Genomic DNA, 13,896 nt, shown 5'->3' with positions numbered 1-13,896 from the left:
TCAGCGCAGCCCCTGTAGGAGCGAGGCTTGCCCGCGAAGAGGCCCTTACAGGCTAGGCAACAACTTCGCCGCCACCAATTCGTTCAGGCACCGCGTCGCCAACAACTCAGTCGCCGCATTGATGTCCGGCGCAAAAAAGCGGTCCTTCTCATAAAACGGCACTTCGTTACGCAGAATCCCACGGGCCTTTTCCAGCTTCGCCGAAGTCTTCAGACCTTCACGCAAATCCAGCCCCTGAACCGCCGCCAACCATTCCACCGCCAAAACACCGCGGGTGTTTTCGGCCATTTCCCACAAGCGCTTGCCGGCAGCCGGCGCCATCGATACGTGGTCTTCCTGGTTCGCGGAAGTCGGCAGGCTGTCCACCGAATGCGGATGGGACAACGCCTTGTTCTCGCTGGCCAGTGCTGCAGCGGTCACCTGGGCGATCATGAAGCCGGAGTTCACGCCGCCATTGGCCACCAGAAACGGCGGCAGTTGCGACATGTGTTTGTCCATCATCAGCGAGATGCGGCGTTCGCTCAGGGAACCGATTTCAGCAATGGCCAGGGCCATGTTGTCAGCGGCCATGGCCACCGGTTCGGCGTGGAAGTTACCGCCGGAGATCACGTCGCCTTCAGCGGCGAAGACCAATGGGTTGTCGGAAACGGCGTTGGCCTCGACAGCCAGCACTTCAGCGGCCTGACGGAACTGAGTCAGGCAGGCGCCCATGACTTGTGGCTGGCAGCGCAGGGAGTACGGGTCCTGGACCTTTTCGCAGTTCTGGTGCGAGTCGGACACTTCACTGCGCTCGCCCAGCAGATCACGGTAGGCGGCAGCGGCGTCGATCTGGCCTTTCTGGCCACGTGCGGCGTGGATGCGCGCGTCGAACGGCGAACGCGAACCCAATACGGCTTCGACCGTCAGTGCACCAATCGCCACGGCACCGGCGAACAGATCTTCGCCTTCGAACAGACCACGCAGCGCATAAGCGGTCGACACCTGAGTGCCGTTGAGCAGCGCCAGGCCTTCTTTCGCCGCCAGGGTCAGCGGCGTCAGGCCGGCGATTTTCAGCGCTTCAGTCGCTTCCATCCACTCGCCTTTGTAGCGAGCCTTACCTTCGCCCAGCAACACCAGCGACATGTGGGCCAAAGGCGCCAAATCGCCGGAGGCACCGACCGAACCTTTCAACGGAATATGCGGGTAAACCTCGGCGTTGATCAGCGCGATCAACGCGTCAATGACGACGCGGCGAATCCCGGAAAAACCACGGCTCAGGCTGTTGACCTTGAGCACCATGACCAACCGCACCAGCGCGTCGCTGATCGGCTCGCCGACACCGGCGGCATGGGACAACACCAGCGAGCGCTGGAGGTTTTCCAGGTCTTCGCTGGCGATGCGGGTCGAGGCCAGCAGGCCAAAACCTGTGTTGATGCCGTAAGCGGTGCGGTTCTCGGCGAGGATCTGTTCCACGCAGGCAACGCTGGCTTCGATCTGCTTTGATGCACTGTTGTCGAGGGTGATTTTGACCGGCTGCTGATAGATATCACGCAGTTGGGCAAGGCTCAGTTGGCCGGGAATCAAATTTAGCGCAGTCACTTCTATTCTCCTTTTGAGAGTCTTTTTGTTAACTAACCAGACGCTCCGGAAATGTCCGTTGTCCGTCGCTTCCCGCCTCTTGGGGGGCTGGCGCCTTGGCACGCTGGTTTGATGTAGGAATCAGTTCAGGTTCGGTAAAGCCTTGTGCAGCAACATCGGATCTTTCAATACGCTGGCAGCCGCGGCGATGTCCGGCGCCAGCCAGCGGTCCTGGTCGTAGGCCGGGACGCGTTCGCGCAGCAGACGCCACGCGGCATCGGTGCCTGCGCCAAAACGTTGTTCCTTGAGGAATTCAAACGCCTGAGCCGCCAGCAGGTACTCGATGGCGAGGATCTGCGTGCAGTTTTCCAGGGCGCGATGCAGCTTCAGCGCCGCGTTGGTGCCCATGCTCAAGTGGTCTTCCTGCAGGCCCGAGGTGACGTAGTTGTCGAGCACCGCCGGTTGCGCCAATTGACGGTTTTCCGCACACAGCGAAGCGGCGACGTACTGGACGATCATCATTCCGGAGTTCACCCCCGGATTGGCCACCAGAAATGCTGGCAAACCGCTGACGTGCGGGTTGATCAAGCGATCAAGGCGACGCTCGGCGATGGAGCCGATTTCGGCCATGGCAATCGCCAGCAAATCCGCCGCCATGGCCACGGATTGGCCGTGCGGGTTGGCCTGGGACATGACACGGAAGTTGTCCGGCGTGCCCAGCAGCAACGGGTTGTCGGTGCAGCCGTTGAGTTCGGTTTCGATCTGTTGGATCGCGTGCGCCAGTTGATCCCGTGCAGCACCGTGGACTTGCGGGATCGAACGGATGCTCAGCGCATCCTGCGTGCGAATGCCTTTGCTCGACGCAATCACTTCACTGCCATCCAGCAACGCCCGCAGGTTGATGCCGACCTGCTGCATGCCCGGGTGCGGTTTGAGCGCGATGATCTCGGCATCGAACGCCGCGATCTGGCCACGCTGGGCTTCGAAGCTCATCGCACCGATCACGTCCGCCCATTGCACCAGGCGCGTCGCATCGGCAATCGCCAGACAGCTGAGGCCGGACATGCACGGCGTGCCGTTGACCAGGCACAAGCCATCTTTGGCGCCGAGCTGAACTGGCTGCAGACCTTCTTCGGCCAGGGCTTGCTGTGCCGAGACGATCTGCCCGCGATAACTCACATTGCCGACGCCCAACAGCGCGATGCTGATGTGCGCCATGTGGGTCAGGTAACCCACCGATCCCTGGGAAGGCACTTGCGGGGTGATGCCGCGATTGAGCAGCGCCAACAATGCTTCAACCACCCGGCGATGAATGCCGGATTTGCCTTGGCTGTAATTCAGGATCGCCGCGCAGAGAATCGCGCGGGTCTGCTCGTCGGCCAGCGGAGCGCCAACGCCACAGGCATGGCTGAGCAAGGTATTGCGCGAGAGTTGGCTGAGCTGCTCGTCTTTGAGCGAGACGTTGCACAACGCGCCCAGGCCGGTGTTGACGCCATAGGCGCGCTCGCCGCTGGCGACGATGCGCTGGACGATGGCCTGGGCATTCTCGATCCGCACCCAGGCCTGCGGCGACAGCTCAAGCTGTGCGCCATGGCGGGCGACGGCCACCACATCCTGCCAACGCAACGGGGCGTCGGCGATAACGATTCTTTCAGCCTGGGACATCTTCAACCTCATACAGAATTCATGAACGCACGACACCTGTGGCGAGGGAGCTTGCTCCCGCTGGGTTGCGAAGCAGCCCCAAAAAATCTGCGACCGCTTCGCGCTCGAACGGGAGCAAGCTCCCTCGCCACAAAAGCAATCTCGCCATCATTCATTGTCAGACCACTGCAGCCCGCCGCTGTACGAACCGGTCGACATACTCATCCGCCGGCGAATGCAGGATCTCTTTTGGCGTGCCGACCTGGATCAGCCGTCCATCCTTGAGGATCGCAATGCGGTTGCCGATGCGCACAGCCTCGTCGAGGTCGTGGGTGATGAAGACGATGGTCTTGTGCAGGGTCTTTTGCAGTTCCAGCAACTGGTCCTGCATCTCCGCGCGGATCAGCGGGTCGAGCGCACTGAACGCTTCGTCCATCAGGATGATGTCGGTGTCTGCCGCCAGGGCGCGAGCCAGGCCCACACGCTGACGCATGCCGCCCGAGAGCTGATGCGGGTATTTGTTTTCGTAGCCCTTGAGGCCCACGGTATTGATCCAGTGCAACGCGCGCTCGGAGCACATTTGCTTGCTCTCGCCACGCACTTTCAGGCCGTAGGCGACGTTATCCACCACAGTCTTGTGCGGCAGCAGGCCGAAGCTCTGGAACACCATGCTGATCTTGTGCCGGCGAAATTCGCGCAGGGCTTCCATGTCGTATTGCAGGATGTCCACGCCGTCCACCAGGATCGCGCCGCTGGTCGGGTCGATCAGACGGTTGAAGTGACGCACCAGCGTGGATTTGCCGGAACCCGACAGGCCCATGATCACGAAGATCTCGCCGGTGCCGATGCTCAACGACAAGTCGTTCACGCCGACCACGCAGCCGGTTTCGGCCAGCACTTGATCCTTGGTCTTGCCCTGGCCAATCATGCCCAGCGCTTCCTTGGAACGGTTGCCGAAAATCTTGAAGACGTTTTTGACTTCGATTTTGCTGATGGCTTCGTTGTTCATTTGCTCACCTCATGCCGTGGCCGACCATACGCCTGAGTAATGCGGTCGATGACCACTGCCAGAATCACGATCGCCAGACCGGCTTCCAGGCCACGTCCGACGTTGAGGGTCTGAATCCCCACCAACACATCTTCACCCAGGCCTCGGGCACCGATCATCGAGGCAATCACCACCATCGACAGGGCCATCATGGTGGTCTGGTTGATCCCGGCCATGATGCTCGGCAGGGCCAGCGGCAGTTGCACGCCGAACAGTTGCTGCCAACGGTTGGCACCGAAGGCGTTGATCGCTTCCATCACTTCACCGTCCACCTGGCGAATGCCGAGGTCGGTCAGGCGAATCAGCGGCGGCGCGGCGTAGATCACCGTGGCGAAAATCGCCGGGACCTTGCCCAGGCCGAACAGCATCAGCACCGGGATCAGGTACACGAAACTCGGCATGGTCTGCATGATGTCCAGCAACGGCATTAACACCGAACGCAGGCGATTGCTGCGTGCCGAGAGAATGCCCAGCGGAATGCCGATCAGCACCGAAATGACCGTCGCCACCATCATCAGCGCCAGGGTCTGCATCAGCTTGTCCCAGAGGCCGACCGCGCCGACCAGGAACAGCAGGCCGACGATGACCGCCGTGGTCACCACTTTACGAGTCGCGTGCCAGGCCACGCCCGCCACGATGGCCAGCATCAGCCACCAGGGCGCCGCACGCAGCAGCCCTTCAAGATTGACGATGGCCCACAACAGGGTGTCGGAGATCTGCCGGAACACATCGCCGTAGTTGGTGACCAGCGAATCGACCCAACCGTTGACCCAGTCGGCGATGGAAAAGGTAAAGCTTTCGGGAAACATAAGAGACTCTCAATCAAGGGGTTGCGATCAAGCGCCCGACTGCCGCTGACGGCAGTCGGTGAAGCTCGACCTACAAGGCCGCGTCGATCTTTTTGGCTGCGTCTTCGCTCACCCATGCGTGCCAGACTTCAGGATGTTCCTTCAAGAAGATCTTGGCCAGTTTTGGCGATTCGATCCGCTCTTTGGCCATGCGCCCGAGGTTCTGGTTGAGCAAGTCGATTGGCAGATTGACCTTTTCCAGCACAGCCACCAGTTCCGGGGCTTGCTCGTGGAAGGTTTTGGACAGGCCGACCTTGATGGTCACGGTCTTGTCCACGCCTGGTTTCTCTTCGAGTTTCACCAGATCAACTTGGCCCATCAGCGGGGTTGGCGACCAGTAGTAGAACAAGATCGGCTCGCCACGCTTGTAGCTCGACAGCACGGCGGCATCCAGCGCCGGGCCAGTGCCTGGACGGAAGTTGGTGTAGGTGCTTTCCAGGCCGTAGCTTTTCAGCATTTCGCTGTTGTCCAGCTCACAGGTCCAGCCGGCCGGGCAGTTGTAGAAACGGCCCTTGGAGGGCTCTTCCTGGTCCTTGAACACGGCGGCGTATTTGCCCAGATCGGCGATTGCTTTAAGGTCCGGGGCCTTGGGCTCCAGCTTGCGCTTGGCGTCGCCTTCGATCACGTAGCGTGGCACGTACCAGCCTTCGATTGCGCCAACGACCGGAGCGCCGACACCGACGACTTTGCCGGCCTTCTCGGCCTTGTTCCAGACTTCGCTGCGGCCGACCCATTCTTCGGCGAACACTTGAATGTCGTTGCTGCTCAGGGCGTTTTCCATGGTGATGGAGTTGCCTGGAAGGCTGTCGACCTTACAGTCGTAGCCCTTCTCCAAAACGATTTGCATGACGTCGGTCAGCAGCATGCCGCTTTCCCAGTTCAGGCCGGCGAACTTCACCGGTTTGCCCGACTCGCACCAACCGGCCGCCTGGGTGGCGCCAGCACTGGCCAGCAGGCCCATGGAAAGCAATGTGGTCAGCAGGGTCTTGTTCGATTTCATTGTAGTGACGCTCCTAATCATGAATTGGCTTACGGCAGTCAAGAGGCATCCAGCCCTGTCCACGTCCAATCAGGCCTGCGCCGCAGCGCGACCAGCCCCACTTGTTTTAGGTTTTACGATGCTGTCCTGCTCGACCGGCAGAATCAGTTGATCGGGTACGGTGCCATGCCATTTTTTCGCGCAGAGGTAATACAGGGCTGCGGGAAGCACCAGACCGATGATCCAGGAAACATCCACACCACCCAGGGCCTCCACCAGCGGACCGGTATAGAACTTGGTGGAGATAAACGGCAGTTGCACCAGCACACCGAAGACATAGACGCTGATACCGAGTGGGTTCCAACGGCCGTAGCGACCGTTCGGATCAGCCAGCGCCGGCACGTCATAGCGCTCGCGAGTGATGCAGTAGTAGTCCACCAGATTGATCGCACTCCATGGCGTAAAGAACGCCAGCAGGAACAGGATGAAGGACTTGAACGCACCGAGGAACGAGTGCTGACCGAGCAACGCGATCAGGGTCGCCGTACCGACGATGAACAGCACGAACACCAGTCGCTGCAAGCGCGATACCTGCAGGTGACCACGGAAACCGCTGATGATGGTCGCAATGCACATGAAGCTGCCGTAGGAGTTCAGCGTGGAGATGGTGACCTTGCCGAACGCGATGCTGAAGTACAGCAGCGCAGCGGTGGCACCGGTACCGCCCAAACCAACGATATAGGCCACTTCGTGACCGGCGAATTGTCCGTTGGCCGAAGCAGCGGCAAACACGCCGAGGATCATCGCCACCTGTGCGCCAATGACCGAACCCGCGCCAGCGGCGAAAAAGGTTTTCACCGAGGAAGTCTTGCTCGGCAGGTAGCGTGAGTAGTCAGCCACGTAAGGACCGAAGGCGATCTGCCAGGACGCCGCGAGCGACACCGCAAGCAGGAAGCTGCTCCAACTGAAGTGGCGGATTTGCAGGAGTGCACCAACGTCCGTCTGGCTCATCAGACGGCTGAACAGATAAACAAAGGCAATCACACCGATGACGCTGGCGACACGGCCGATGAAATGGATCACCCGATAGCCGAGCACCGTGACCAGCACGATGACACTGGCGAAGATCAGGATGCCGACGCTGTCGCTGACGCCAAACAACTGGCCCAGCGCCTGACCGGAAAGCACGGTTCCCGTTGCGGTGAAACCGAGGTACATCAAACAGACCAGCACGATCGGGATGGCCGCGCCATAAACGCCGAACTGCACGCGGCTGGAAATCATCTGCGGCAGGCCAAGCTTGGGCCCTTGCGCCGCATGCAGCGCCATCACGCCGCCGCCGAGCAGTTGACCGATTAGCAAACCGATCAACGACCAGAACACGTCACCGCCCAGCACCACGGCGAGCGCCCCGGTGACAATCGCGGTGATTTGCAGGTTGGCACCCATCCACAGGGTGAACTGGCTCAACAGACGACCGTGTCTTTCCGCTTCCGGGATGTAGTCGATCGAACGGGTCTCGATCAACGGTTTACTGCCTGCACGATCGTTGTTAACAGCCATGATTCAACCTCTGTGGATTGTTATTCGGTGTTGGTGATCCCCTGTAGGAGCGAAGCTTGCTCGCGAACGATGCACCGCGGTGCATCAGTTGAAACGCCTTCGCGGGCAAGTCGGATCGCCGCCCGCTCGCTCCTACAGGTTTTGCATCAGGCCAAAGCCCGTTTTATTTGCCGGTAATCATCGGCAGGTTCAGGCCCTGTTCCTTGGCGCAGTCGATCGCGATCTGGTAACCCGCATCGGCGTGACGCATGACACCGGTAGCCGGGTCGTTGTGCAGGACGCGAGCGATACGCTCGGCTGCTTCGTCAGTACCGTCGCAGACAATCACCATGCCCGAGTGCTGGGAGAAACCCATGCCGACGCCGCCGCCGTGGTGCAGGGAAACCCAGGTCGCGCCGCTCGCGGTGTTGAGCAGGGCGTTGAGCAGTGGCCAGTCGGACACGGCGTCGGAGCCATCCTGCATCGATTCGGTTTCGCGGTTCGGGCTGGCCACAGAGCCGGAGTCCAGGTGGTCGCGACCGATCACGATGGGCGCGGACAATTCACCGCTGCGAACCATTTCGTTGAACGCCAGACCCAGCTTGGCGCGCTGGCCCAGACCCACCCAGCAGATACGTGCCGGCAGACCCTGGAAGCTGATGCGCTCGCGGGCCATGTCCAGCCAGTTGTGCAGATGGGCGTCGTCCGGGATCAGTTCTTTGACCTTGGCGTCGGTCTTGTAGATGTCTTGCGGATCGCCCGACAGCGCAGCCCAACGGAATGGACCGATGCCGCGGCAGAACAGTGGACGGATATAAGCGGGTACGAAGCCTGGGAAGTCGAATGCGTTCTCGACGCCTTCTTCCTGGGCCATCTGACGGATGTTGTTGCCGTAGTCGAAGGTCGGAATGCCCATCTTCTGGAATTCGAGCATCGCTTTAACGTGCACGGCCATGGATTGCTTGGCGGCTTTGACGACAGCGGCTGGCTCGGTCTTGGCGCGAGCGCGGTACTCTTCCCAGGTCCAGCCGGCCGGCAGGTAGCCATTGAGCGGGTCGTGGGCGCTGGTCTGGTCGGTGACCATGTCCGGGCGCACGCCGCGCTTGACCAGTTCCGGCAGGATTTCAGCTGCGTTGCCGAGCAAGGCGATGGAAATCGCTTTGCCTTCCTCGGTGTATTTGGCGATGCGAGCCAGCGCGTCGTCGAGGTCGGTGGCTTGCTCATCGACATAACGGCTGTTCAGACGGAAATCGATGCTGACCTGCTGGCATTCGATGTTCAGCGAGCAAGCACCGGCCAACGTTGCGGCCAGAGGCTGAGCTCCACCCATGCCGCCGAGGCCTGCGGTCAGGACCCAACGACCTTTCAGGTCATCGTTGTAGTGTTGGCGCCCGGCTTCGACGAAAGTTTCGTAAGTGCCCTGGACGATGCCTTGGCTGCCGATGTAGATCCAGCTGCCGGCGGTCATCTGGCCGTACATGGCCAGGCCTTTGGCGTCGAGTTCGTTGAAGTGTTCCCAGCTCGCCCAGTGTGGCACCAGGTTGGAGTTGGCGATCAGCACGCGCGGAGCATTGCTGTGGGTCTTGAACACGCCGACCGGCTTGCCGGATTGCACCAGCAGGGTCTCGTCGTCGTTCAGGTTAGTCAGGCTTTCGACGATCTTGTCGTAGCATTCCCAGTTACGTGCCGCACGACCGATACCACCGTAAACCACCAGTTCTTTAGGGTTCTCGGCGACTTCCGGGTCGAGGTTGTTCATCAACATGCGCAGCGGCGCTTCGGTCAGCCAGCTCTTGGCGGTCAGCTTGTTACCGCGGGCAGCGCGGATTTCAACGTCACGAAACTTCGTAGGTTTATTGTCAGTCACGAAAAAGACTCCTCAGCGATCAATCCAAACCAACCCTGGCGGTGGGTAAGCCAAGCCTGTGCGCGTCAAAGCGACACAAGCGAATCAGTGGACGCTGCGAGGAGTCTCGGTCGACTCATACGCATACGTCTTTACTTGTACATACAAGCATATGCAATCAAGCGGCCAACTTGTTGGAGGGGTGTTCAAGAAAAGTTTTAAAAGGGCTGGCAAGCGCCTGGATCAAGGGGTGTAGCAGAGATGAAATTTTTTGGGGGGCTTTTTCGGGGGACGGGTCAGCTGTTACTTGAGCGTGGTTTTGCGCCACGCTGGGGCGTTCGGTAACAAAGTGGTGCGCGATGGGGAACGGGTTTAGGGCTGCTTTTGTGGCGAGGGAGCTTGCTCCCGCCGGGCTGCGAAGCAGACCCAAAACCGGGAGCATGCGGTGTATCAGAGGGAATCGGGATTCAGGATTGACGACTGCTGCGCAGCCGAGCGGGAGCAAGCTCCCTCGCCACAGTTAACGGTGCGCTGTCAGTTCGATCACGCAGCATTGGCCGCTGACGGAGACTTCCAGCAGGCCGGTGTTACCGTCGAGTCGCAGGCAATCATGGCGACCCAATTGTGCGTTGTGGCTACCCACCTTCGCTTCCAGCGCATCGGTGACACTGAAGACGATCACGGTGCCAGCCGAAGTGAAAAACCGTTGCTCACCCTCCAGCCAGTGCAACCGGGCGTCGTAACGCTGCGGCGCATAAATCAGGTTGAAATCGCGAATCGGCCCGCCCAGCAAGGTGCAGGTAACGTGGCTCTCACCGCTGAAAGCAAACGGCTCCAACGGTAACAACGGATGGGTGTCCTGGCCATCAACTCGCAAGATCATGCCATCTCCTTGCAGTACGGTAATCACGCGCTCATAGCCGGCGAACATTGAGAATCCGCCCGACTCACCAATATCGGCAATCGACAGACGCCAGCCGAAACCATCAAGGCCAACACCCGCATCACGGGTGATTTCTTCAGTGCTGCCACCGCCGTTTTTCCACGGCATGCGCGGGTAATCCTTGGCGCGTAAAACGTTCACTTCATTCATTTATGGCGCTCACTTGTGAAACCGACCTTCCAGGCGATGACGGGAACCAGGGTGGATCAAACGGGCGGCGGTCACAGGCTGGCGGCCGGACCAGGTGCGGCGACGAATCAGCAGGCATGGCTCGCCCTTTTCAATCTGCAGCAATTTGCACTCGCTGGCCTCGGCAAGAATCGCCTCGACCACGTGCTCGCCTTCGGTCAGCGGCGCGACCTGGTTCAGATAGGCATAAGGCGTTTGTAGGGTGAAGTCCTGCTTGAGGTAGTCCGGCGCCACCAGGGCGTTGACGAAACGGTCTTCGATCTGCACCGGAATATCGTTTTCGAAATGCACGATCAGCGAATGGAAAACCCTCTGGCCTTCGCGCATGTCCAGCGCCAAAGCGCGCTCGGAACCGGCGGCCTCTTCTTCGAGGGTGATCACCTTGCAGGTATGGCGATGGCCACGGGAGGCGATTTCGTCGGCGATGTTGTGCACTTCAAACAGCGCGGACTGGCTCTTCGGCTCGGCGACAAACGTGCCGACACCTTGCATGCGCACCAGCAGACCGTCAGCGGTCATCTCGCGCAGGGCGCGGTTGATGGTCATGCGGCTGAAACCGAGCTGGCTGACCAGCTCGCTTTCCGACGGAACGCGGTAATGCGGCGGCCAGTTTCCACTGTCGATTTGCTGGGTGATCATCTGTTTGACGCGGGCGTACAAGGGCGCCGGACTGTCGCCCATGTGTGCGGCCAACGGAGAGACTGCAGGCGGAGTCGGCACGGTTAATCCTTGTTCGTTGAAGAGAGGTTGCTAGCTTGCCGGAGTTTACCGAGCAGGCAAACGTCTGTATATGTATATACAAATAACACACGATGGGGTGCTGAACCATGTCCGCCTTCTTTGCCGAACGCGCGCTGCTGCCTAGTGGATGGGCCAACAATGTACGTCTTGAGGTCAGCGCCGACGGCGTTTTGACCCATATCCAGGCCGATTCCCACGCAGATGGCGCCGAACGGCTGAGCGGTCCTCTGTTGCCGGGCATGCCCAATCTGCATTCCCACGCCTTTCAGCGAGCCATGGCCGGGCTGGCCGAAGTGGCGGGCAATCCGAACGACAGTTTCTGGACCTGGCGCGATCTGATGTATCGCCTCGTCGGAAAAATCAGCCCGGAGCAACTCGGCGTCATTGCTCGTCAGCTGTACATCGAAATGCTCAAGGCCGGTTACACCTCGGTCGCGGAATTTCATTATGTGCATCACGACACCAATGGCCAGCCTTACGCTGATCCGGCCGAACTGGCGCTACGCATCAGCCAAGCCGCCAGTTCCGCCGGTATCGGTCTGACCTTGCTTCCGGTGCTTTACAGCCATTCCGGTTTCGGCGGCCAGACGCCGAACGACGGCCAGCGCCGCTTCATCAACAACACCGAAAACTACCTGAAACTTCAGTCGCGTTTGCAGCCGATCCTCGCGCAACAACCGGCGCAGTCGCTGGGCTTGTGCTTCCACTCGTTGCGCGCGGTCACACCGCAGCAAATCAGTGAAGTGTTGGCGGCCAGCGACAAGCAGTGCCCGGTGCACATCCACATTGCCGAACAGCAGAAGGAAGTCGAGGACTGCCTGAGCTGGAGCGGTCGTCGTCCGTTGCAATGGCTGTACGAAAACGCCGAGGTCGACCAGCGCTGGTGCCTGGTCCACGCGACCCACGCCAACCCGGAAGAAGTTACGCTGATGGCCAAGAGTCGCGCCATTGCCGGCCTGTGCCTGACCACCGAGGCCAACCTCGGCGACGGAATTTTCCCGGCGGTGGATTTCCTCGCGCAGGGCGGACGCATGGGTATCGGGTCTGACAGCCATGTGTCATTGAGCGTGGTGGAAGAACTGCGTTGGCTGGAATATGGCCAGCGTCTGCGCGATCAGCGGCGTAATCGGTTGTATGGCGCGGATCAGCCGATGGTCGGCCGCACGCTGTATGACGCTGCGCTGGATGGCGGCGCTCAGGCGCTGGGGCAGCCGATCGGCGCGTTGGAAGTTGGAAAACGTGCGGATTGGCTGGTGCTGGACGGCAACGACCCGTATCTGGCAACGGCTAGCGGTGACGGGATTCTCAATCGTTGGTTGTTTGCCGGTGGCGATCGCCAGGTGCGGGATGTGCTGGTCAATGGCCAGTGGGTTGTGCGCGACGGGCGTCATGCGGACGAAGAAGAAAGTAACCGCGCGTTTACCCAAGTCCTCCGCGATCTCCTGGGCTGACCCCAAACAAAATGTGGGAGCGAGCCTGCTCGCGATAGCGGAATATCAGTCAACACTTCCGTTGAATCTGATGTCCCTATCGCGAGCAGGCTCGCTCCCACATGGGTATGCGTTAGCCGTCAGTTCGAGGTCTTCGCCATCTGCGTATCCGACGCGCGCCAGATCAGCCGCGTGGTGTCGTAGCCCTGCTGACGCGCCTTGCTCAGCAGTTCTTCACGCACTACACCGTTGACCGTCGGCGTTCGCGACAGCAGCCACAGGTACTTGCGGCCCGGGTCACCGACGATGGCGGTCTTGTAATCGTCGCTGACGTACAGCACCCAGTACTCCCCTTTCGCCACACCCGGCAGCAAGCGCGAGAACCAGGTATCGAACTCGACCCACAATTTGTCGGTCTTGCCCGGCACTTGTGGATAAGCCGTGCCCTTGGCCTCTTCCCATTGCCAATCCGCCGTCAGGCAGCGATTCAACACCAGCACGTTGCCGTCAGGCTTGAGCGTGTAATGGGCTTCGGATTGTGCGCAGTTGCGCTGGAAATACATCGGCAGACGAGCCAACTCGTACCAGGTCCCTTGGTACTTCTTGAGATTGACGCTATTGGCGGTTTTCGGTGCCAACGGATCTTCGCCAGAAGTGGCGCAGCCGGCCAATACCAGGCCGGCAAAAAGGAGTATCAGTAACCGCTTCATTGTTTTTCTCCCGTGGGCGCGTAGCCCCGGATTACTTCAGGCCTTGGCCGGAAAACATCAGTACTTTGTCACCGGCGTACTGCACGCTGATAAAGCTGTTCTTGTCACCCCAGGTGCAACTGGACATGCCGAGCGCGCCCGAGCAATCAGTGGCTTTACCCAGCAAGGCTTCAACCTCTGCCTTGGGCATGCCGGCCGACAGTTTCGAGTAGTTTTCCTGATTGACCTTGCTGCATGCGACCAACAACACGCAGAACGAGAGCAGGGCAATAGAACGCAGCGACATGGTGTAGCTCCTGGGGCGAAGGGGAATGGCATGGCTGCCAAGCAGAAGCTTAGAAGAGAAAACCCCCATCTGGTTCCCCGACTGCCCGGCTATTTATCGGGCCGCTCGTCTGCCTTTTTCCGAAAAATCAGCG

Annotated in this window: 12 protein-coding genes; 1 reads left to right on the top strand and 11 read right to left on the bottom strand. The window is 60.1% G+C overall.

Features of this window, described 5'->3' with window-relative positions; translation table 11 throughout:
- Window positions 1-45 precede the first annotated feature (45 nt).
- From hutH (ACA068_RS01940) to hutC, 9 genes are all read right to left on the bottom strand, one after another.
- Window positions 46-1,578 (bottom strand): histidine ammonia-lyase, encoded by a 1,533-nt coding sequence (gene hutH, locus ACA068_RS01940; RefSeq protein WP_497307185.1) that lies wholly within the window; start codon window positions 1,576-1,578, stop codon window positions 46-48.
- A 120-nt stretch (window positions 1,579-1,698) separates the two neighbouring features.
- Window positions 1,699-3,222, bottom strand: a complete 1,524-nt coding sequence (hutH, locus tag ACA068_RS01935; protein WP_497307183.1) for a histidine ammonia-lyase — start codon at window positions 3,220-3,222, stop codon at window positions 1,699-1,701.
- Window positions 3,223-3,379: 157 nt separating this feature from the next.
- Window positions 3,380-4,210, bottom strand: coding sequence for a quaternary amine ABC transporter ATP-binding protein (locus ACA068_RS01930; protein WP_497307181.1), 831 nt, complete (start codon window positions 4,208-4,210; stop codon window positions 3,380-3,382).
- Window positions 4,207-5,058, bottom strand: coding sequence for an ABC transporter permease (locus tag ACA068_RS01925; RefSeq protein ID WP_045061975.1), 852 nt, complete (start codon window positions 5,056-5,058; stop codon window positions 4,207-4,209). The genes ACA068_RS01930 and ACA068_RS01925 overlap by 4 nt, the downstream gene beginning before the upstream one ends.
- Window positions 5,059-5,128: 70 nt before the next feature.
- Window positions 5,129-6,097: an ABC transporter substrate-binding protein gene (locus ACA068_RS01920; RefSeq protein ID WP_497307179.1), complete on the bottom strand. Its 969-nt coding sequence runs from the start codon at window positions 6,095-6,097 to the stop codon at window positions 5,129-5,131.
- A 69-nt stretch (window positions 6,098-6,166) separates the two neighbouring features.
- Complete coding sequence (locus tag ACA068_RS01915; RefSeq protein WP_497307178.1) at window positions 6,167-7,639, bottom strand: purine-cytosine permease family protein; 1,473 nt, start codon at window positions 7,637-7,639, stop codon at window positions 6,167-6,169.
- 163 nt (window positions 7,640-7,802) lie between these two features.
- Window positions 7,803-9,485 carry a urocanate hydratase gene (hutU, locus tag ACA068_RS01910; RefSeq protein WP_497307176.1) on the bottom strand — a complete coding sequence of 561 codons (1,683 nt, stop codon included), beginning with the start codon at window positions 9,483-9,485 and terminating at the stop codon, window positions 7,803-7,805.
- A gap of 499 nt (window positions 9,486-9,984) precedes the next feature.
- Complete coding sequence (locus tag ACA068_RS01905) at window positions 9,985-10,557, bottom strand: HutD/Ves family protein (RefSeq protein ID WP_497307174.1); 573 nt, start codon at window positions 10,555-10,557, stop codon at window positions 9,985-9,987.
- Window positions 10,558-10,566: 9 nt separating this feature from the next.
- Window positions 10,567-11,277, bottom strand: coding sequence for a histidine utilization transcriptional repressor HutC (hutC, locus tag ACA068_RS01900; protein WP_154505298.1), 711 nt, complete (start codon window positions 11,275-11,277; stop codon window positions 10,567-10,569).
- A 146-nt stretch (window positions 11,278-11,423) separates the two neighbouring features.
- Here hutC and ACA068_RS01895 point away from each other — a divergent pair, with 146 nt between their 5' ends.
- Window positions 11,424-12,788 carry a formimidoylglutamate deiminase gene (locus ACA068_RS01895; RefSeq protein ID WP_497307172.1) on the top strand — a complete coding sequence of 455 codons (1,365 nt, stop codon included), beginning with the start codon at window positions 11,424-11,426 and terminating at the stop codon, window positions 12,786-12,788.
- Between the two features lie 119 nt (window positions 12,789-12,907).
- Here the strand turns inward: ACA068_RS01895 and ACA068_RS01890 are convergent, their stop codons facing one another.
- The gene (locus tag ACA068_RS01890; protein WP_497307170.1) at window positions 12,908-13,477 is read right to left on the bottom strand and encodes a lipocalin family protein; all 570 of its coding nucleotides are present in this window, start codon (window positions 13,475-13,477) and stop codon (window positions 12,908-12,910) included.
- Window positions 13,478-13,508: 31 nt separating this feature from the next.
- Window positions 13,509-13,763 (bottom strand): hypothetical protein, encoded by a 255-nt coding sequence (locus tag ACA068_RS01885; protein WP_497307168.1) that lies wholly within the window; start codon window positions 13,761-13,763, stop codon window positions 13,509-13,511.
- Window positions 13,764-13,896: the final 133 nt, after the last annotated feature.

The organism is Pseudomonas sp. LBUM1660 (assembly GCF_059695935.1).
This window is presented reverse-complemented; position numbering and strand designations above follow the sequence as displayed.

What these genes read in the sequence shown, in the direction of transcription:
- hutC (WP_154505298.1), bottom strand. Translation starts at nt 11,277, where the DNA reads ATGGGCGACAGTCCGGCGCCCTTGTACGCCCGCGTCAAACAGATGATC.
- ACA068_RS01925 (WP_045061975.1), bottom strand. Translation starts at nt 5,058, where the DNA reads ATGTTTCCCGAAAGCTTTACCTTTTCCATCGCCGACTGGGTCAACGGT.
- ACA068_RS01890 (WP_497307170.1), bottom strand. Translation starts at nt 13,477, where the DNA reads ATGAAGCGGTTACTGATACTCCTTTTTGCCGGCCTGGTATTGGCCGGC.
- ACA068_RS01930 (WP_497307181.1), bottom strand. Translation starts at nt 4,210, where the DNA reads ATGAACAACGAAGCCATCAGCAAAATCGAAGTCAAAAACGTCTTCAAG.
- ACA068_RS01920 (WP_497307179.1), bottom strand. Translation starts at nt 6,097, where the DNA reads ATGAAATCGAACAAGACCCTGCTGACCACATTGCTTTCCATGGGCCTG.
- ACA068_RS01905 (WP_497307174.1), bottom strand. Translation starts at nt 10,557, where the DNA reads ATGAATGAAGTGAACGTTTTACGCGCCAAGGATTACCCGCGCATGCCG.
- ACA068_RS01895 (WP_497307172.1), top strand. Translation starts at nt 11,424, where the DNA reads ATGTCCGCCTTCTTTGCCGAACGCGCGCTGCTGCCTAGTGGATGGGCC.
- ACA068_RS01915 (WP_497307178.1), bottom strand. Translation starts at nt 7,639, where the DNA reads ATGGCTGTTAACAACGATCGTGCAGGCAGTAAACCGTTGATCGAGACC.
- ACA068_RS01885 (WP_497307168.1), bottom strand. Translation starts at nt 13,763, where the DNA reads ATGTCGCTGCGTTCTATTGCCCTGCTCTCGTTCTGCGTGTTGTTGGTC.
- hutH (WP_497307183.1), bottom strand. Translation starts at nt 3,222, where the DNA reads ATGTCCCAGGCTGAAAGAATCGTTATCGCCGACGCCCCGTTGCGTTGG.